Raw genomic sequence first — 18,962 nt, forward strand, 5'->3', positions numbered from 1 at the left:
CTTCCCCCGATGCTTCCCCTGGCGCTTCCCAGCGCGCCAGGCCCCTGACCGTGCCCTGGTGGGTGGCCTGGGCAACCAGCGTGCGAATGGGACCATCGCCTTGGGCCTGCAGAATCAGCGAGCCCTCGAGCTTGAGCGTGGCGGTGAGCAGGAGCACCGAGACGAGCGCTTCGCCGAGCGGCTGCTTCACGGCCTGGGGATAGTCTTGGCGCTCGAGGACGGCTTGCCAGGCGGTCTCGAGTCGCACCAGCTCGCCGCGCACGCGCGAGCGTTCGAAGATGAAGCGGTGCAACGAATCGGTATCGGACGACATACGGGCTCCAGCGCGGATCGAAAGCAGACGCGAGGCCTGCGGGTGGAAAGACGTCAGGATCAAGGCCGGTCGGTTTCCCGGGCGCCGATTGGCTCGGCGGCCGGGGGCCGATCGGGAGCGGCAAGCGGTCAGGGACGTGGCAGGCGTGCCTCGACACTGGCCGTCTTCTGCGTGAGACGGCCTTGCGGGCCCTCGCGGATATCGAGTTTGATCGTGGCATAGATGCGCTGGCAGCCGGCAGCGGCAAGGATCGCGTGCGCCTGCTCGATCAGCGATAAGGCGTCGCCGAGGCGGTCGGTCTCGAACAGCGTCCCCATGGCGGTGAGTTGATAGGGGTGGCCGCTGTCGGCGATCAGTTGCACCACCGAGGCGACATAGCCGCTCAGGTGCTCGCCCTGGTTGATCGGGAAGATGCTGAGATCAGCGAGAACAGACATGAAAGGGTCTCCGGGTTTAAGCTAAGGCGATTGCCGTCAATCGCCTTGGCGGGTCTTCGCCGCTCCTTCGCTGTCGCGCTCATCCTGATGACCATCAACTCACCCCCGGATTTCACGCTTGGTGCCGATCCTGACTGGGATAGCCCGTTGACCTTCAAGCTCACGCCCGAGCTGATCGCGCATGCGCTGATGGAGACGGCCTCCACGGTGCATACGGGATGGGAGAGCTGCATCGACGAGGATGCGATCCTGTCACAGGTCGCGGTCATGGACGAGACCGGCGATAAGAGTCTCCGGCTCATTGAGCAGGACTTCGTCGATGAGCAGGATAACACCCTGGCCTGGCATGATTGGACCCTTGAGGTGCGGGTGGGGGCCGTGTTCATCCTCGCCCACTGGCAGGTCCGCGCGAACGCCCCGGTGGTGGACTGGGAGTGGTCGGCCGCCGCCGCCGAACATGCGTTCGAGCGCGCCAGCGTGCTGCTGGGCCGGCGGGTGCGTCGTAGTCTGGTCGTCGAGGAGCCGCAACGGCCTGAGTTGCCGCCGCGCTCCAGCCGGCATTAACGTATTCGCCTCTCCCGCACGCAAACAACGGTGTCACCACAGGAGCAACGGATGAAATTTCACGTCGATGTCGAGGCGTCGCCGGCCGAACTGCGCCAACTCATGGGGCTGCCGGATCTCGAGGGGCTGCAACAACGGATGCTGGACGCCATTCAGACACGCGTCGAGCAAGGCGTCGAGGGCTATGATCCGATGGAGCTGATGCAGCCTTACCTCAAGACCAGCCTGGCCGGGATGGATATCATGCAACGATTATTCGCCGCGGGCATGGGGGCGGCGGCGCGCAAGGACGACGAGCGCGGAGGCTCATGAAACGAGCCGGCCGCGGGCCGGCTCGTTTGGCAGCGCCGGGCGCTCAGTAACCGCCCTTGCGATGGACCTCGGGGAGGCCGGCGATCTTGGTGCCCTGCTTGGTCGGCGCGAGCGGAAAGAGCTGGTAGACCTCCTTGCTGCTCGGTTTGCAGCCCCATTTCTTGCCCAGGTCCTTGAGCAGCACCCGCTCCATGGGTTGGTGCTGGTTGTTGTTGAGATATTCATCGCGCAGATAGTTGATGATATCCCAGTGACGCTCGCTCAGCTCGATACCCTCGATATCCGCGAGCGCCTTGGCGACATCCTCGTCCCAGTCGAGGGGGTTGACCAGGAACCCTGACTCGGTGGTCTCGATGTGCTTGCCGTTGACTTCGATCGCCATCTCGAATGCTCCTCTCGTCGTTCAATGCCGCCGGTCTTGGGTCGGCGGTCTAGGGTTGATGGATCATGGGCGGCGGCCACGCGGGTCTGGCGCTCGCCGATGAAAACCCGGGAATATTAGTGAATCCTGGTGAAGACGTCACCCGCGCGCGTGCGGCGGCCGCAGTTTTCAGCGCGCGGCCTTGGCGACCGCCTCGATCCCCTTGTGCGGCAGAAAGATCCCGCATCCCATGGTCTGGTGAGTGCCGATGCCCTGTCGTTGGAGCGCGATGGCCTCCTCAAGGCTGAGTTCGGCGAGCATCAGGCTGCGTGTTGGCAACGGGCCGGTGGGCGTGCTCAGCGAAACGGTCTTGCCGCAGACGGCCTTGCGGATCTGGATGCCGCGTTGCGCGAGTTCGTCGGCGATCCGGCGCAGGAACCGCTCCTCGTCCTCGTCGGCATCGGCGACGACGTAGCGTGCAAAGAGGGTTCGTTCGGTGCTGAGCGGGCGCTCCTTCCCGGGGCCGAGGGTGAGGCCCGAAGCGCCGATCTCGAGGCGGCGCCCTTCGAGCGCGACCTTCAGGTCGTCCAGTCGGGCCCGGGGGATGCGGATGCCGAGCTTGGTGCGGCGCGACGGCAGCAGTTGTTGCTCGCGCCCGTGCGCGGGGCGTTCCCAACCGTTTTGCGAGCCGGCGACGTGGATCGTATGGATCGCAGCCCGCGGCTCCTCGGCGAGCCAGGAGACAGCGCCGATCAGGGCCGTGGAGAGTGCGTGCGCGTGGTCCACGGGCAACGATTTGCACGCTTGCAAGGGAAACATGACGTCGATGACATCAGCGGGCACCTGGGGCGGGGATTCCGACTCGGATTCTTGCCAGAACATGGGATTCTCTCGGAATGATGGGCTCAGTTGACGGGGAGTTTGTGCTGCAGGGCATCGCGATCGAACCACCACTCGTCCTGGACCAAGACATCGACCACATTGCGTAGTCGAACGAGGAACTTCTCGGGCTCGCGCAACTCCAGCCGGTCGCGCCAGAGATCGAACGCCTCTTGCGACTCGACACCGCTGTGGCGGCGGGCGACATCGGCGAGGATCTGGGTGGCGAAGAAGGTCAGGTTCTCGCGTTGCGCGCCCGCCGCGCGCACATCGGCCAGGAACAGGGCGGTGGTGGCGGCGACGGCGGCGCCGTCCGCCTCATCCGGGGTCTCCTCGACCACATGCGAGAGCAGCTCGATCGCCAGCTCGACATCCATCGGATAGGTGACCGCCAGCCAGATGCCCTGACCGAGCGCGCTCAGCGATTGATCCTGTTCCGCGCGAAAGAGCACGTCGCAGCAGTCGGCTGCGGACTCGAAGGCCTCGGCCTCCATGAGGACGTCGAAGGCCGCGCGGCCCAGTGGCCAGGCGTCCGCTCCGCGGCCGAGCCCGACCAGCGCGCGCGCCTGCTGTAGCTGGAGTTCGGCCAACTGCTGGCGGTCGGCGCCGATGCGTTCGAGGGTGGCGTATTGCTCCTCTAGGGCCAGCAGGTGCGATTCCAGTGCCGCCTCTTCGGCGGCGCGATTGACAATGGAGTCGGCGGCGGTGTCCGCTAAATGGGTCCGCGTGATGTCAAAATGCTTCATGGCAACTGTTGTCGCCGCGTACGGCGCTGTCCTCTTCTCTGAAAGTTTGGCTGTCCCCGCAACGAGCGCGCAACCGGCGCCGCCGGGCGCGCGCGATGGCGCGGGACAGGGCGTCCGCCTCGCTGCGATTCGGGGCAGGTCGTTGCTCTCGTCAACGCACGAGACCGCTGAAGGCGGCCTCGAGCCGATCTTCCCAGTCCTCCGGCGTGTCGGAAAATGGAGGCTTGACGTCGATGCGGAAGAATCGTTCGCCGTGCCGCGCGATCTCCTGGATCGCGGGAATCAATTCTTCAAAGCTCTCGAGTTCTTTGTTGGAGACGAGAATATCGCTGAGCTTGAGCATGCGGTCTGAACCTCTCTGGCTGAAAAGACGCCGATTGATCCGGTTGAATCCCGCTCGCGCGGGTTCGGCCTGAGCGCCGAGCGAGCGGGTCAACGTCGTCCCGAGCAGGTAAAGCCGCACCGGCACAAAAACAACTCGCCGCGCCGCGATGGGAGGCCCCGAAGTCGGCGACGCCGCAGCGGGATCGGGCAGGGAATAGGACTCTGGTCCGCATCAATGATTTGGAATATTAGGATATGTTGACATAGCGGGACCGGGGGCTTATCCTCCGCAGCCCTGATCCGCGCCGGAGTTCGCGCACTAGGTGGCTGATCGGAAAAGAGAAAAAGTGTGGCTGTCAACTATCCCCAAGGGGATATGCGGGGGCGCTCCCCCTCCCCCTAAGGTGCGGTTTCCGGCTGGGCATGTCGCCCCGTATAGTGCAGCTCCGTGGCACGCGGCGCCGCGAACGAATCCAAAAGCGATCTGTGTCTTACCACGACGTTTCTCGATAGGAGAGATAGCGACATGGCCCTCGACAAGCACCCAACTCCGATGCTCGACCAACTTGAGGACGGCCCCTGGCCGAGCTTCATCTCGGGCATCAAGCGTCTTCGCGACGAGCATGGCGACGAGCGCATCAATGCGCTGACCAACGACCTGCTCGGGCAGCTCGAGCACTCCTATGAGACCCGCAAGGGCTACTGGAAGGGCGGCACCGTCTCCGTCTACGGCTACGGCGGCGGCATCATTCCGCGCTTCTCCGAGGTCGGCAAGGCGTTCCCGAAATCCAAGGAATTCCACACCCTGCGCGTGCAGCCGCCGGCGGGCAATCACTACAGCACCGCGATGTTGCGCCAGCTCGCCGATAGCTGGGAGAAACATGGCTCGGGCCTGGTGACCTTCCACGGTCAGACCGGCAACATCATGTTCATCGGCGCCGACACCGAGTCGACCCAGCATTTCTTCGACGAGATCAACGAGTACGGCTGGGATCTCGGCGGCGCTGGCCCCTGCGTGCGCACCGCGATGTCCTGCGTTGGCTCGGCGCGCTGCGAGATGTCCTGCACCAATGAGCTGAAGGCGCATCGGGCGTTGGTCAACAACTTCGTCGACGACGTCCATCGCCCGGCACTGCCGTACAAGTTCAAGTTCAAGGTCTCGGGCTGCGCCAACGACTGTCAGAACGCCATCGAGCGTTCGGACTTCGCCGTGCTCGGCACCTGGCGCGACGACATGAAGGTCGACCAGGACGCGGTGAAGGCCTACGTCCAGGCCAAGGGTCGCCAGTACATTATCGATAACGTCATCACCCGCTGTCCGACCCAGGCCCTGTCGCTCAACGACGACGACAGCCTGACCGTCAACAACCGCGACTGCGTGCGCTGCATGCACTGCCTGAACGTGATGCCGAAGGCGCTGCACCCCGGCGACGACAAGGGCGTGACCATCTTGATCGGCGGCAAGCGGACGCTGAAGATCGGCGACCTGATGGGCACCGTGATCGTGCCCTTCCGCAAGCTCGAGACCGAGGAAGACTACGAGGAGATGGTCGAGATGGCCGAGACCATCATCGACTTCTGGGCCGAGAATGGCCTCGAGCACGAGCGCTGCGGCGAGATGATCGAGCGCATCGGCCTGGCCAACTTCCTCGACGGCATCGGCATCGAGCCCGAGCCGAACATGCTCAGCCATCCGCGCCAGAGTTCCTACGTCCGCATGGACGGCTGGGACGAGGCCGCCGAGCAATGGTTCGAGCGCCAGGCCGAGAAGGCCGCCGGCTAAGAACGCATCGCGGATCGGCCCGGGCATCGGCCACTCGCGCCACCGCGCGCGTGCCGGTGCCAGCCGCGCCGAATTCAATCAGCACCTCACTGTTTACTGATTCACTGGAGAGTTTTCGATGGCCAAAGATATGCGCGAGCCCATCGAATCGGGTTGTCCCGATCCCTGGCAGTACATGCACCCGACGATGCGGAAGAACTTCGGTCAGTGGAAGTACCACGAGCATCCGCGTCCTGGCGTGCTGCGACATGTCGCCTACAGCGGCGACGAGATCTGGACCGTGCGCGCGGGCACCCAGCGCATCCTCGATGTCTTCACGCTGCGCAAGCTCTGCGACATCGGCGACGAGTACGCCGATGGCTATGTGCACTTCACGCTGCGCTCGAATATCGAGTACATGGTGACCGAGGAGTCGCGCGTGGCACCGCTGATCCAGGCGCTGGAGGATGCCGGCTTCATCGTCGGCGGCACCCAGAACTCGGTGGCGATGATCTCGCACACCCAGGGCTGGCTGCACTGCGATATTCCCGGCACCGACGCTTCCGGCGTGGTCAAGTCGATGATGGACGAACTCATCGATGAGTTCCGCAACGCGACCATGCCCAACCGTGTGCACATCACCACCAGCTGCTGCCAGATCAACTGCGGCGGTCAGGGCGATATCGCCATCAACATCCAGCACACCAAGCCGCCGAAGATCAATCACGATCTGGTCGCCAATGTCTGCGAACGCCCGTCGGTGGTCGCGCGTTGCCCGGTGGCGGCGATCCGCCCGGCGATGGTCAACGGCAAGCCCTCGCTCGAGGTCGACGAGCGCAAGTGCATCTGCTGCGGCGCCTGCTACCCGCCCTGTCCGCCGATGCAGATCAACGACGCCGAGCACTCGAAGCTGGCGATCTGGGTCGGCGGTAACCACTCCAACGCCCGCGGCAAGCCGACCTTCCAGAAGCTGGTCGCCGCCGGCATCCCGAACAATCCGCCGCGCTGGCCCGAGGCGACCGCGATCGTCAAGCGCATCCTCAAGGCCTACAAGGAAGGCGCGCGCGATTGGGAGCGGGTCAACGAGTGGATCGAGCGCATCGGCTGGCCGCGCTTCTTCGAGGAGGTCGAGCTGCCGTTCACCAAGTACCACATCGATACCTGGCGCGGCGCCCGTGCCAGCTTCAACGCCTCTTCCTACATCCGCTTCTAACGCGCGGACATTGGAGCCCACACCAGCGAGGTCACAATGAAGTTCGCAATCCAGGTCAACGAAGGACCCTACCAGCACCAGGCCGCCGACACGGCGTATTTCTTCGCCAAGGCCGCCCTCGAGAAGGGACACGAGATCTTTCGCGTGTTCTTCTACCACGATGGCGTCAACAACTCGACGCGGCTCACCACGCCGCCTCAGGATGATCGCAACATCGTCGAGCGCTGGGCCGAGCTTGCCGAACGACATGATCTCGACATGGTCGTCTGCGTCGCCGCCGCGCAGCGGCGCGGCGTGGTCGACGAGGGCGAGGCGCACCGCAACGGCAAGGACGCCACGAACATTCACCCCCGGTTTCGCATCTCCGGTCTCGGTCAGCTCGTTGAGGCCGCGGTCCAGTCCGATCGCCTCCTTGTCTTCGGCGACTGAGCACCACAAGCATCCGCAAGCAGAAACCAGGGGAATGCAGCATGTCTGAAACCATCAAGAGCTTTCTTTATCTGAACCGCAAGGCGCCCTACGGCACCATCTATGCCTGGGAGTCGCTCGAGGTCGTGCTGATCGGCGCCGCCTTCGATCAGGACGTCAGTCTGGCCTTCGTCGAGGACGGCGTCTTCCAGCTCACCAAGCATCAGAACACCTCGGCGGTCGGCATGAAGAATTTCTCGCCGACCTACGCCGCGCTCGGCGACTACGAGGTCAAGAAGGTCTTCGTCGAGAAGGAGTCGCTCGAGGAGCGCGGGCTCTCGCTGGACGATCTTCAGCACCTGACCTGGGAGGACGAGGATGAGGACTGGGCCGAAAAGGACTCGATCCAACTCGTCACACGCGCCGAGATGACGGCTATCATGGACGGCGCCGACGTCGTCTTCAGCTTCTGAGATCGAGCGAACATCCGAGGAACACGATGAGCACATTGCACACCGTCAACAAGTCGCCGTTCGAGAAGACGTCGCTGGCTGCCTGCCTCGACCACGCGAGCCCCGGCGCCGCCGTCCTGCTGATCGAGGACGGCGTTTACGCGGCGCTGACGCGGACCAGCGTGGAAGGGCGGGTCAAGAGCGCCCTCGACAGCGTCAAGGTCTATGCCCTCGGCCCCGACCTTCAGGCCCGGGGCTTGTCGGAGGATCGCATCATCCCTGGAATCAGCGTCGTGGACTATGCCGGCTTCGTGGATCTCGCCGCGGAGCACGACAAGGTCCAGGCCTGGTTGTAGTTTTTCACTTTCTCACTGAATCAGGAGAGTACCCATGCCGATCGAAGTGAATGGCAAGACGTTCGAGACCGACGAAGAAGGCTATCTGGCCAACATCAACGACTGGGAGCCTGGCGTCGCCGAGGTGATGTCGAAGGAAGACGACCTGGAGCTGACCGACGAGCACTGGGACATCATCAATTACCTGCGCGAATACTACGAGGAGTATCAGATCGCTCCGGCGGTGCGCGTGCTGACCAAGGCCGTCGGCAAAAAGTTCGGCAAGGACAAGGGCAACAGCAAGTATCTCTATGGTCTGTTTCCCTACGGTCCCGCCAAGCAGGCGTGCCGCTACGCGGGTCTGCCGAAGCCGACCGGCTGCGTCTAAGCACTAGGCACGCCGATTGACGAGCCAGCCGCCGTGCTGGTTGGTGCGCCCGGGCTCACTGGAGCCCGGGCACACGGTCGCCGGCCGAGCCAAGGCTGTCGAATCGACCCATGCTCAAGGGCCTGCGCACCCTACGGCGCGCTCGGTCAGAGTAGACGTCAGTGGGCCAACACCACTGAGCCAACGCCACTGAGGTAGCGGAAACATGTCGTTTCTGTCGGATGTTTACGCCGGTCTGTTTTACTTCGCGGTTTTCGTGCTGGTCGCCGGGTTGATCAATAAGATCATCCAATACGCGCGCACCCCCGCTCCGCTGAAGATCCCAACGACCCCAGCGCCAACCACGACGTCAGGCGTGGCCCTTCGTATCACGCGCGAAGTGGTGTTCTTCGAGAGCCTGTTCCGTGGCAGCAAATGGACCTGGATCTTCGGCTGGATGTTCCACTTCGGCCTGTTCCTGGTCACTCTGCGCCATCTGCGCTATTTCCTCGATCCGGTGCCGGTGCCGATCCAGATGATTCAGCCATTCGGTATCTATGGCGGTCTCGCCATGGTGGTGGGTCTCGCCGGGCTCTGGGCGCGCCGATTCCTGGTCGATCGGGTCCGCTACATCACCGCGCTCTCCGATCACCTGATCCTGGTGCTGCTGATCGCGATTGGTCTGTCAGGGCTGCTGATGCGCTTCGTGCTGCATACCGATGTGATGCGCGTCAAGCAATTCTTCCAGGGGCTCTATGTCGGCCAGGTGCAGACGCTGCCCGCCGATCCGGTCTTGCTGATGCATCTCCTGCTGGTTGCGTTGCTGATGATCGTCTTTCCATACAGCAAGCTCCTGCACGCCCCCGGACTCTTCTTCAGCCCGTCCCGGAACCAGGTCGACAACCCCCGCGAGCAGCGTCACATCGCGCCCTGGGCGAAACGCCTGGAGCAGGACTGAGCGGCGCCTCGCCGCTTTGTGCCCCCACCGCGTTCCCGGCTAGCGACGTTTTGATACGAGGTTGAATCATGGCGAAGGCCGACTTCCAAGTCCCCGTACTCAAGCAGTACCCCGAGATCCCGGAGATCGAGCCGGGCGTCATGGCCCATTCGAGCCCGTTCAAGTCGAAGCCGCAGTTCCAGGCCGAGCTTGGCTTCCCGGGCGAGCTGGTCGATGACTGGCAGAAGAAGGCGATCGACAAGATGGGCGACCTGCTCGGGCGCTATCGTTCTCTGCGTGTCTATCTCGATTCCTGCGTCAAGTGCGGTTCCTGTACCGACAAGTGCCACTATTACCTCGGCACCCACGATCCGAAGAACATGCCGGTGGCGCGCCAGGATCTGATGCGCAAGGTCTATCGCCGCCACTTCACCCTGGCCGGGCGCCTGTTCCCCAAGCTGGTCGGCGCCGAGGATCTCACCGAGGAGGTGCTCGGCGACTGGTACAGCTATTACCACCAGTGCTCGCAGTGTCGGCGCTGCTCGGTGTTCTGTCCCTACGGCATCGACACGGCCGAGATCTCGATGGCCGCGCGCGAGATCATGGACCATATCGGCGTCGGCCAGAAGTACTGCAACGAGATCATCGGCAAGGTCTATAAGATCGGCAACAACCTCGGCCTGCCGGGGCCGGCGTTGGCGGACACCCTGGAGGGTTTGGAAGAAGATGTCCTCGACGACACCGGGGTCGAGGTCAAGTACCCGCTCGACCAGGAAGGCGCCGAGATTCTCTTGGTCACGCCTTCGGCCGACTTCTTCGCCGAACCCCATGTCGATGGCCTGATCGGTTACGGCAAGGTCTTCCACGAGGCCGGCGTCAGCTGGACCCTCAGCAGCCACGCCTCGGAAGCGGCCAACTTCGGCATGTTCATCGGTTCCTACGAGAACATGCGCCGAGTCGCGCTGCGGATCCGCGAGGCGGCGATCGAGCTCAAGGTCAAGCGCATCGTGTTCGGCGAATGCGGGCATGCCTGGCGCGTGGCCTACAGCTTCCTCAATACCCTGGCCGGGCCTTGGGACTTCCTCGATCAGCGGTATCCGATTCCCCAGCACATCTGCGAGTTCACCCATGGCCTGATTCAGGACGGCAAGCTGCGCCTGGACAAGAGCCAGAACGACGACATGGTGCTGACCTACCACGATTCCTGCAATGTCGCGCGCGCCTCGCGCATGGGCGATCGTCCCGGCGGTCAGTTCGACATCCCGCGCGCGATCATCCGCGCGACCTGCAACAACTTCTATGACATGGACGAGGAGACCATCCGCGACCGCACCTTCTGCTGCGGGGGCGGCGGCGGTCTGCTCACCGACGATCTCATGGAGGTGCGCGTCAAGGGCGCTCAGCCGCGCCTCGAGGCCTTGAACAATGTCATGCAGGAAAAGGGCGTCACGCACATGGCCGCGATCTGCGCCATCTGCAAGAGCCAATTCACCAAGGTATTGCCTTATTACGGGATGGACCTGGATCAGATCGTCAGTGTCCATCAGTTGGTCTCGAACGCCTTGATCCTGACCGGCCAAGAGACCGATGACGAAGACGAGGCCGCCGACGAGGCCGCCTAGGCGGAAAGGCCGGGCCAAGCACGGCCCTCCGCTGATCATTTGAGACTGGGGCGACTACGCGCTTTGGGTGCGTCGGATGCATCCACTTCGACTCTTGTTAGGAGCGTTATCGATGGCAACTTCCACTGACGAAATGACCAAGCTTTCCTGGCGCCGCTTCGAGGATGGCGACAATGTCTGGGATAACCTGACCGAAAAGATCTTCGTTCAGGATACCTCGCACAAGTGTCCCACCTATGTGCACAAGACGCCGCCTTGTCAGGGGAGCTGTCCATCCGGCGAGGACATCCGTGGCTGGCTGCAGATCGTGCGCGGTCTCGAACAGCCGCCGGAAGGGATGAGCTGGCAGGAGTACGCGTTTCGCCGCTCCACCGACGCCAATCCGTTCCCGTCGATGATGGGTCGGGTGTGCCCGGCGCCCTGTCAGGACGGCTGCAACCGCAACGAGGTCGAGGATTTCGTCGGCATCAACGCGGTCGAGCAGTTCATCGGCGACACCGCGACCGCCAACGGCTACAAGTTCGAGCCGGCGCCAGTCGACACCGGCAAGCGCATCGCCATCATCGGTGGCGGCCCGGCCGGTCTGGCCGCGGCCTATCAGTTGCGCCGCAAGGGCCACGCGGCGACCATCTTCGAGGCCAACAGCGAACTCGGCGGCATGTTCCGCTACGGCATCCCCGGTTATCGCGTGCCGCGCGACGCGCTCGATGCCGAGATCAACCGCATCCTCGACATGGGCCAGATCGAGCTGAAGATGGGCACCAAGGTCGGGGTCGATATCAGCGTCGACCAGCTCGAACGCGATTACGACGCCATCCTCTGGGCGATCGGCTGTCAGTCCGGTCGCGGCCTGCCGGTGCCCGGCTGGGAAGGGACCCCGAACTGCGTCTCCGGCGTCGCCTTCCTCAAGGCCTTCAACGAGGGACGCATGAAGGTCACCACCGACAAGGTGGTCTGCGTCGGCGGTGGCGATACCTCGATCGACGTCGTCTCGGTCGCGCGGCGTCTCGGTCACATCAGCAAGACCAACCAGCGCGATCTGCCCGAGACCGTCATCCACGACGGCTATGTCGCCCACGACACGGCGATGACCGCGGCCGCCGAGGGCGCCGAGGTGACCCTGACCTCGCTGTTCACGCGCGACAAGATGACCGCCTCCGAGCACGAGGTGCACGATGCGCTGCACGAGGGCGTGAGCGTGCTCGATGGCGTCATGCCGGTCGAGGTCATCAAGGGCGACGATGGCCGCGCGGTGGGCTTGAAGATCGCCGATTGCGAGATGAAGGACGGCCGGCCGACGCCGGTGGAAGGCACCGAGCGCGTGCTCGAGGCCGATCTGATCGTCGCCGCCATCGGCCAGGGTGGCGAACTCACCGGGCTCGAGGATTTCGATAACGGGCGCGGCCTGATGAACTCCGACAAGTTCTATCAGGTGCCCGGCAAGCCGGGGCATTTCGTCGCCGGCGACATCATTCGCCCGCATCTGCTCACCACCGCGATCGGCCAGGCCTGGATCGCGGTCGAGTCGATCGATGAATACATCAACAAGGCCGAGCACAAGCGCCGGCCCAAGGTCGATGTCCATCATTTCGATCTGCTCGCCAAGCTCAACGAGGCCAAGCTGGCGCCGGAGCCGTTCAAGGTCGACGGCAGCAGCGATCTGCGCGGCACCTCCAGCGCCAAGTATGCGATCCACAACTACGAGGACCGTTCCGGCGCCGAGGTCATCCCGCATGATGAACTCTTCCTCGGTCACTTCCCGTACACGCCGCGCGTGTTGCGCAAGGAGGAAGTCCCGAGTTCGGAAGAGGTCCTCGGCCACTTCAAGGAGCGTGTGATCGGCTATAGCGAGGAGGACGCGGTCAACGAGGCCAAGCGCTGCATGAGCTGCGGCATGTGCTTCGAGTGCGACAACTGCGTCATCTTCTGCCCCCAGGATGCCGTGTTCCGCGTCAACAAGGCCGAGAGCACGACGGGCCGCTATGTGGATACCGACTACGACAAGTGTATCGGTTGTCATATCTGCGCCGACGTCTGTCCGACCGGCTACATCAAGATGGGTCTCGGTGAATAAACAACCCGCAACCATGCAGGAGACGTCGATGGCGACTGTCATGATGAAAGGCGTCCTCCTCGCGTCATGGGTCGTTGCCCTCGGGATGGGGTCGGCGGCCTGCGCCGAGGAGGTCGGGGATTATGTGTTGCCGAGCTCGAAGGCGGCATCGCTCGACCATTGCGTCGAGCCGACCGAATACATGCGGCGCAACCATTTCGAACTGATTCGCCATCAACGCGATGCTACCGTCTATGGCGGTATTCGCGGCAACGATCACGGGTTATCGGGCTGCGTGTCCTGCCATGTCGGCTACGACGAGCGCGACACTCCGATCGAGATCAACGCCAAGGGGCAGTTCTGCCGCAGCTGTCACGACTATGCGGCGGTGCAGATGAACTGCTTCGACTGCCATGCGACGGTGCCGCGAGGCGAGTCGTGGAACCATGAGGTTGCCGCCGCCCATGCGCATGCGGCCGGCACCGTGGTGGACACCGATGCAACGGCCGCCGATCGATAACGCATTCCGCAAGGCTGAGGCGAAGGTGACGATGAAGCACGAAACCGAATCGACAAATCAAGAGCGCCGCACGTTTCTCGGCGCCGCAGTGGGCCTGAGCGCCGCCACGGTCGCGCCCGGCATGATTCTGCACACGGCCGCGGCCAGCGCGGCGCCACGCACCGATCCCGTGACCGATGTGCATCGCTGGGGGCTGCTGGTGGATACCAGCAAGTGTGCCGATGGCTGCACCGCTTGTGTGGACGCCTGCGATCGGGAGAACGGGCTGAATCTCCAGTCCCCGCCACCGGGAGATGAGACCTTGAAATGGCAGAACCAGCGCGCGACCTGGATTCGCAAGGTCAAATTGCAGGACAACCTCAGCGGCCAGATCGTCAACCTGCCGCTCATGTGCCAGCACTGCGAGCATCCACCCTGCGTCGACGTCTGCCCGACCGGCGCCTCGTTCAAGCGCGCCGATGGCATCGTGATGGTCGATCGCCATACCTGCATTGGCTGCCGCTACTGCATGATGGCCTGCCCCTACAAGGCGCGCTCGTTCATCCATGAACAGGTCGAGCAGAAGCTGACCCGCGCGCCCCGCGGCAAGGGTTGCGTCGAGAGCTGCAATCTGTGCGCGCATCGCCTCGATGCCGGCGACCTCTCGACGGCCTGTGCCGAGGCCTGCTCCAGCGAGGGACACCAAGCCCTCGTCTTCGGCGATCTGAAGGATCCCTCGGGGCCGTTGCGGCAGGCGTTGGCCAAGCAGCCGACGCGGCAAATCCGCCAAGATCTGGGTCTGAACACCGGTGTGCGCTACGCTGGCATCTGATCGCTCAGGTTGGCGCCACCGCATCACGCTAGAGAACTCAGCATGAAAAGAATCGTCTATCGGGAATGGCTGGTGCAGCCTGAGCGCTACTGGGGGTTGCTCGCGATCCTCGCCGCCGTGGTCGCGGTCGGCGGGTTGTCGGCGCTGTACATGGAGCATGAGGGTCACTGGGTAACCGGGATGAGCAACTCCGTGGTCTGGGGCATGCCGCACGTGTTCGCGGTCTTCCTGATCATCTCCGCCTCGGGGGCGTTGAACGTGGCCTCGATCGGCACCGTCTTCGACAAGAAGGCATACAAACCGCTCGCGCGGCTCTCGGGTCTGTTGGCGGTGGCCCTGCTGGTGGGCGGATTGCTCGTGCTGGTGCTGGATCTCGGGCGGCCGGATCGGCTGTTGGTGGCCATGACCACCTATAATTTCAGCTCGATCTTCGCCTGGAACATCTTCCTCTATTCCGGCTTCGCGGCGATCGTCATCGCCTATCTGTGGACCATGGCCGAGCGCAAGGGCAATCATCTGCAGAAACCGGTCGGCACCTTCGCCTTCCTCTGGCGCCTGGCGTTGACCACGGGTACGGGTTCGATCTTCGGCTTTCTGGTCGGACGCGAGGCCTACGACACCGCGATTCTGGCGCCGATGTTCGTCGTCATGTCCTTCGCCTATGGGCTGGCGGTCTACATGCTGGTGCTGTTCTACGCCTTCGATGCCGATGGTCGGCCGATCGGCCCGGCGATGCTCAAGCGCTTGCGCAATCTGCTCGGGCTCTTCGTCGCCGCGGTCCTGTACTTCACCTTGGTCTATCACCTGACCAAGCTCTACGGCGCCAAGCATAGCGATATCGAGGCCTTCATCCTGATCGATGGCGGTCTCTACAGCGCCATGTTCTGGGTCGGTTGGATCCTGATCGGCGGCTTGCTGCCGCTCGGCATCGTCTATCATCCCGAACTCAATCAACGGCGCGACTGGATCGCCGCCGCCTGCGCCCTGGTCATCGTCGGTGGCTTTGCCGCCATGTATGTGATCATCATTGGCAGCCAGGCCTATCCGCAGGAGATGTTTCCTGGCTACAGCGTTCTCCAATTCGGCGCGCCAGGCGATGTCGGCGGCCGGGTGGCGCCCTATTCGCCGAGCCTGCCCGAGTTTCTGCTCGGCGTCGGCGGCGTGGGGATCGCCCTCCTGATCACCGCGGTTGGCGTGCGCGTGCTGCAATTCCTGCCCGAGTCGCTCTCCGATCGCGACATCGATCCGCACGCGAGCGCGCGCCCGGCAGCCTAGGCCAGCCGTTCCACTCAGGTCGCTCCCCAAGCAACACAGCCGCCACGTCAGGCGGCCTCTCGGCACCGCGGTCCAAGCGCGGGTCGGTCGGCGCGGGTGTCTTCGCCGCTGCCCGCGCCGCCGCTGCCGACTCGCCCGCTGGGCACGATGACAACGCTATGGCGCATCTCTATCTCTCGGCGTCGCAAAAGTCTTCCGGCAAGACCACGCTCAGCATTGGGCTGATTCGCGAATTTCATCGTCGCGGCCGCTCGGTGCAGCCGTTCAAGAAAGGCCCCGACTACATCGATCCGTTGTGGCTGGCGCGCGCCGCCGGTGGGCGTGCCTGTCACAATCTCGACTATCACACCATGCCGGTCGAGGAGATCCGTGGCGATTTCCAGCGCCTGCTGCACACCTCGACGCTGGGCCTGATCGAAGGCAATGTCGGCCTCTTCGACAGCATCCATGTCAACGGCGCCGGGTCCAATGCCGAGTTGGCGAAGTTGCTCGCAGCGCCATTGGTGTTGGTGATCAATGCGCAGGGCATGGGACGCGGGATCGCGCCCCTCCTGCTCGGCTATCAGGCGTTCGATCCAGAGCTTTGGATCGGCGGCGTCATCCTCAACAAGGTCGGGGGAGCGCGCCATGAGTCCAATCTGCGACGGGTGATCGAGCATTACACCGATCTCCCGGTCCTCGGGGCGCTGCCGCGCTCGGCCGAGCTGGCGATCGAGGAGCGCCATCTTGGGCTGATCCCGAGTAACGAGGCGATGGCGGTGGAGACGACGATCGAGGCGATTCACCGCGCGGTGGTGGCGACGGTCGATGTCGAGCGGGTGCTCGAACTCGCCGAGCGCGCGCCAGCGCCGCCGTCGGAGACCGCCTCGCGGGCGCCGGCTTGGCCGCGCCCGGAGGCGCGCATCGCCTCCGGCGAGACAGCGGTTCGCATCGGCATTGCCCAGGACGAGGTGTTTGGGTTCTATTATCCCGATGACCTGGCCGGCTTGGCGCGGGCCGGGGCAGAGCTGGTGCCGTTCAGTCCGCTCGCCGACGCGGCGCTGCCGGCCGTCGACGGTCTGATCCTGGGCGGCGGATTTCCGGAGTCGCGGATGGCGGAACTCGAGGCCAACCGCTCGATGCGTGAATCGATCGCCGCCTTCATCGCCGATGGCGGCGTCGCCTATGCCGAATGCGGCGGCCTGATGTACCTCTGCCAACGCCTGCACTGGGGCCGCCAGTCGCGCGCGATGTGCGGTGTGCTCGCTGCCGATGTCGCCATGCATGATCGCCCCCAGGGACGTGGCTATGTGCATCTGCGCGAAACCGACGCCTTCCCTTGGCCAGGTGCGGCCGCCAGCGACATCTGCGCGCATGAATTCCATCATTCGGCGATCGTCGAGACCCGCCCCGATTGGCGCTACGCCTATGATGTCTTGCGCGGCACCGGCATCGATGGGCGCCATGACGGTATCATTCACCACAATCTCCTGGCGAGCTATGCGCACTTGCGCGATGTCGGCGCGGTGAACTGGACCGGGCGTTTCGTCGATCGCATCCGATCGTCGCGTTAGCGGCCTCAGGCGCGCGGGGGCCCGCGCTCCCATCCGGGGCGCCACCAAGGCAACGAGAGTAGGAAGAGGGCTTATGTTCAAATTGACGACAGCAGCCGCCGAGCAGGTCTTGAAGGCAGCGAAAGAGGGCGGCACCGAAGGTCTGTCGCTGCGGCTCGCGGCGAGCCAACAGGCGGACGGCAGCATCGAGTATCGGATGGGATTCGATGCCCCGAACGAGGAGGATATCCGCTTCCAGAGCGAGGGCGTCGACATCGTGATGACCCCCGAGGACGTGCCGTTGCTCGATGAAACCCTGATGGATTTCGTCGAGATCGAGCCCGGTCAGCCGCACTTCATCTTCCTCAACCCGAAGGATCCCAATTATCAACCCCCGGCCGATGCCTGAGCGCCGGTCTGGCCACTGAGCCATGGAACTCTCGAGCGAGGACAGGCTCCGCCTCAACGTCCTGCTGGCGAATCGGCCGCAGGCGATCCGCATCGATGAGTCGCGGCTGATCGTCTACGGCCTGTCGCCGCGCGGCGAGGCCAAGGTCGCGCTGAACCCGAGCGGGCCGGCGGAGGCCTATCTGCGTGCGGTCAAGGAATTGATCTCCGGGCACGTCCTGGGCTCGCCGGGCGGCTATCCGGTCTATCTGCGGCGCTGGACACGGATGGGACAGATGCGCGATCAGAGCCTGGAGCAGCTGTTGATGCTCGGCGAATCCGAGGCGGTGGTCGCCGCGGTCGGCTCGCCGGGCCTGACGCCCGAGCTGGCGCGACGGGCCTGGTGGGCGATGGAAGACGCCGAGAACGCGCGGCGCATGCTCGCCAATCCCACCATCGCCGCCAGCGAGATGGGGCCCCTGCTGGCCGACTATCTGCTCGAGTACCTGCCGTTCGAGACCGAACACGAGACGATGATGGACTCGGTCCGGCTGATCCTGCAGCCGGGTCTGGTGAGCGACGAGCGGATCGCCGATCTATGGCGCAAATCGGCGCGCAAGCCGGCCTATCTGATCGGCTTCCTGCGCGCGCGGCCCGACGACCTGCCGGAGCAGCCCGAGCCGCGCGCCGATGCCGAGGCGATCGCCGCAGCACTGGCCGAGGAACTGCGCGCGGGCAATGCGCTTGCCGGCCTCCTGGTGCGCGTCACCAGCGCGGGTGGCCAAGGCTTCCTGAAGACGCTCTCGGCGGTGCTCGCGAAGCCGCCGAATCAGGACATCGTCAGCGCCGGCTTCGATCTGTTGCGCGGCTACTTCTCGGTGCTGCGGCCCGCCGGCGACCCTGATCTGACCATCGACGCCTTGCTCGCCGATGGCCAGGCCTTTGTTGGGCTCGAGCGCCAGCCGACGAGCCTCGGGTCGGGCGCACCGACATCGGCAACCGTGCCTGCTGGCTCGGACTCCGGCTCGGGCTCGGGCTCCGACGCGCCGGGAGCGGAACCCGGATCCGAACCCGCATTGGAGCCACTCTCGAATCCCTTGTCGCCCAATGTGCGGCGCATCCTCGACCGGCTGCCGGATGCGGCGCCGGATCTGGCCGCCATGCGCGTGCTCTCGGGCGCCGGCTACGGGCTCATCCGACCCCTGTTGCCCGACCCCACCACCCTCGGCAGCCTGATGCGGCGCAAGCTCACGCCGGTGACCGAGCCGCTGCAGGCACGCATCGCGCGCCTGCGCGGCGTTTCATCCGCGCCCTGGCAAACCGACCCGCCACGGCGTCGCCCGATTTGAGGA

General features: G+C 64.4%; 23 protein-coding genes. 17 read left to right on the plus strand and 6 right to left on the minus strand.

What is annotated here, in order from left to right; genetic code table 11:
* Nucleotides 1-313 (minus strand): Hsp33 family molecular chaperone HslO (locus ACLFQI_RS03770; protein WP_410757521.1); only part of this gene is annotated, 313 nt, incomplete at its 3' end.
* Between the two features lie 128 nt (nt 314-441).
* Entirely contained in the window at nt 442-750 is a 309-nt protein-coding gene (locus ACLFQI_RS03775; RefSeq protein WP_410757522.1) for an MTH1187 family thiamine-binding protein, read from the minus strand.
* An 87-nt stretch (nt 751-837) separates the two neighbouring features.
* On the opposite strand from ACLFQI_RS03775, the gene ACLFQI_RS03780 reads away from it, so the two are divergent.
* Nucleotides 838-1,314 carry a hypothetical protein gene (locus ACLFQI_RS03780; protein ID WP_410757523.1) on the plus strand — a complete coding sequence of 159 codons (477 nt, stop codon included), beginning with the start codon at nt 838-840 and terminating at the stop codon, nt 1,312-1,314.
* A gap of 51 nt (nt 1,315-1,365) precedes the next feature.
* Complete coding sequence (locus tag ACLFQI_RS03785; RefSeq protein ID WP_410757524.1) at nt 1,366-1,626, plus strand: DUF6489 family protein; 261 nt, start codon at nt 1,366-1,368, stop codon at nt 1,624-1,626.
* 43 nt (nt 1,627-1,669) lie between these two features.
* Here ACLFQI_RS03785 and ACLFQI_RS03790 read toward each other — a convergent pair whose 3' ends face one another.
* The 4 genes from ACLFQI_RS03790 to ACLFQI_RS03805 form a co-directional block, all read right to left on the minus strand.
* The gene (locus tag ACLFQI_RS03790) at nt 1,670-2,008 is read right to left on the minus strand and encodes a TusE/DsrC/DsvC family sulfur relay protein (RefSeq protein ID WP_410757525.1); all 339 of its coding nucleotides are present in this window, start codon (nt 2,006-2,008) and stop codon (nt 1,670-1,672) included.
* A gap of 168 nt (nt 2,009-2,176) precedes the next feature.
* The gene (locus tag ACLFQI_RS03795) at nt 2,177-2,869 is read right to left on the minus strand and encodes a type I-MYXAN CRISPR-associated protein Cas6/Cmx6 (protein ID WP_410757526.1); all 693 of its coding nucleotides are present in this window, start codon (nt 2,867-2,869) and stop codon (nt 2,177-2,179) included.
* A 23-nt stretch (nt 2,870-2,892) separates the two neighbouring features.
* The gene (locus ACLFQI_RS03800) at nt 2,893-3,612 is read right to left on the minus strand and encodes a hypothetical protein (RefSeq protein WP_410757527.1); all 720 of its coding nucleotides are present in this window, start codon (nt 3,610-3,612) and stop codon (nt 2,893-2,895) included.
* Nucleotides 3,613-3,763: 151 nt separating this feature from the next.
* On the minus strand, nt 3,764-4,081 hold the full coding sequence (locus ACLFQI_RS03805; RefSeq protein ID WP_410757529.1) for a hypothetical protein: 318 nt from the start codon (nt 4,079-4,081) through the stop codon (nt 3,764-3,766).
* Between the two features lie 381 nt (nt 4,082-4,462).
* Here ACLFQI_RS03805 and dsrA point away from each other — a divergent pair, with 381 nt between their 5' ends.
* From dsrA to ACLFQI_RS03880, 15 genes are all read left to right on the plus strand, one after another.
* Complete coding sequence (dsrA, locus tag ACLFQI_RS03810; protein ID WP_410757530.1) at nt 4,463-5,719, plus strand: dissimilatory-type sulfite reductase subunit alpha; 1,257 nt, start codon at nt 4,463-4,465, stop codon at nt 5,717-5,719.
* 118 nt (nt 5,720-5,837) lie between these two features.
* Nucleotides 5,838-6,911 (plus strand): dissimilatory-type sulfite reductase subunit beta, encoded by a 1,074-nt coding sequence (dsrB, locus tag ACLFQI_RS03815; RefSeq protein WP_410757531.1) that lies wholly within the window; start codon nt 5,838-5,840, stop codon nt 6,909-6,911.
* A gap of 36 nt (nt 6,912-6,947) precedes the next feature.
* The gene (tusD, locus tag ACLFQI_RS03820; protein WP_410757532.1) at nt 6,948-7,340 is read left to right on the plus strand and encodes a sulfurtransferase complex subunit TusD; all 393 of its coding nucleotides are present in this window, start codon (nt 6,948-6,950) and stop codon (nt 7,338-7,340) included.
* Between the two features lie 41 nt (nt 7,341-7,381).
* A complete protein-coding gene (gene tusC / locus ACLFQI_RS03825; RefSeq protein WP_410757533.1) occupies nt 7,382-7,792 on the plus strand; it encodes a sulfurtransferase complex subunit TusC in 411 nt (136 codons plus the stop codon).
* Nucleotides 7,793-7,818: 26 nt separating this feature from the next.
* Entirely contained in the window at nt 7,819-8,127 is a 309-nt protein-coding gene (tusB, locus tag ACLFQI_RS03830) for a sulfurtransferase complex subunit TusB (protein ID WP_410757534.1), read from the plus strand.
* A 34-nt stretch (nt 8,128-8,161) separates the two neighbouring features.
* A complete protein-coding gene (locus ACLFQI_RS03835; protein WP_410757535.1) occupies nt 8,162-8,494 on the plus strand; it encodes a TusE/DsrC/DsvC family sulfur relay protein in 333 nt (110 codons plus the stop codon).
* A 205-nt stretch (nt 8,495-8,699) separates the two neighbouring features.
* A complete protein-coding gene (locus ACLFQI_RS03840) occupies nt 8,700-9,431 on the plus strand; it encodes a respiratory nitrate reductase subunit gamma (protein ID WP_410757536.1) in 732 nt (243 codons plus the stop codon).
* A gap of 68 nt (nt 9,432-9,499) precedes the next feature.
* Nucleotides 9,500-11,032 carry a sulfate reduction electron transfer complex DsrMKJOP subunit DsrK gene (gene dsrK / locus ACLFQI_RS03845; RefSeq protein WP_410757537.1) on the plus strand — a complete coding sequence of 511 codons (1,533 nt, stop codon included), beginning with the start codon at nt 9,500-9,502 and terminating at the stop codon, nt 11,030-11,032.
* Nucleotides 11,033-11,144: 112 nt separating this feature from the next.
* On the plus strand, nt 11,145-13,106 hold the full coding sequence (locus ACLFQI_RS03850; RefSeq protein WP_410757538.1) for an NAD(P)-binding protein: 1,962 nt from the start codon (nt 11,145-11,147) through the stop codon (nt 13,104-13,106).
* 13 nt (nt 13,107-13,119) lie between these two features.
* On the plus strand, nt 13,120-13,605 hold the full coding sequence (locus ACLFQI_RS03855) for a sulfur reduction protein DsrJ (protein WP_410757539.1): 486 nt from the start codon (nt 13,120-13,122) through the stop codon (nt 13,603-13,605).
* A gap of 31 nt (nt 13,606-13,636) precedes the next feature.
* Entirely contained in the window at nt 13,637-14,416 is a 780-nt protein-coding gene (gene dsrO / locus ACLFQI_RS03860) for a sulfate reduction electron transfer complex DsrMKJOP subunit DsrO (protein ID WP_410757540.1), read from the plus strand.
* A gap of 42 nt (nt 14,417-14,458) precedes the next feature.
* The gene (nrfD, locus tag ACLFQI_RS03865) at nt 14,459-15,691 is read left to right on the plus strand and encodes an NrfD/PsrC family molybdoenzyme membrane anchor subunit (protein WP_410757541.1); all 1,233 of its coding nucleotides are present in this window, start codon (nt 14,459-14,461) and stop codon (nt 15,689-15,691) included.
* Between the two features lie 158 nt (nt 15,692-15,849).
* Nucleotides 15,850-17,244: a cobyrinate a,c-diamide synthase gene (locus ACLFQI_RS03870; protein WP_410757542.1), complete on the plus strand. Its 1,395-nt coding sequence runs from the start codon at nt 15,850-15,852 to the stop codon at nt 17,242-17,244.
* A 73-nt stretch (nt 17,245-17,317) separates the two neighbouring features.
* The gene (locus ACLFQI_RS03875) at nt 17,318-17,632 is read left to right on the plus strand and encodes a HesB/IscA family protein (RefSeq protein WP_410757543.1); all 315 of its coding nucleotides are present in this window, start codon (nt 17,318-17,320) and stop codon (nt 17,630-17,632) included.
* A gap of 22 nt (nt 17,633-17,654) precedes the next feature.
* On the plus strand, nt 17,655-18,959 hold the full coding sequence (locus ACLFQI_RS03880; protein WP_410757544.1) for a sulfur reduction protein DsrS: 1,305 nt from the start codon (nt 17,655-17,657) through the stop codon (nt 18,957-18,959).
* Nucleotides 18,960-18,962 lie beyond the last annotated feature (3 nt).

The sequence above is a fragment of the Halochromatium sp. genome, assembly GCF_046541315.1.
Taxonomy (GTDB): domain Bacteria; phylum Pseudomonadota; class Gammaproteobacteria; order Chromatiales; family Chromatiaceae; genus Lamprobacter.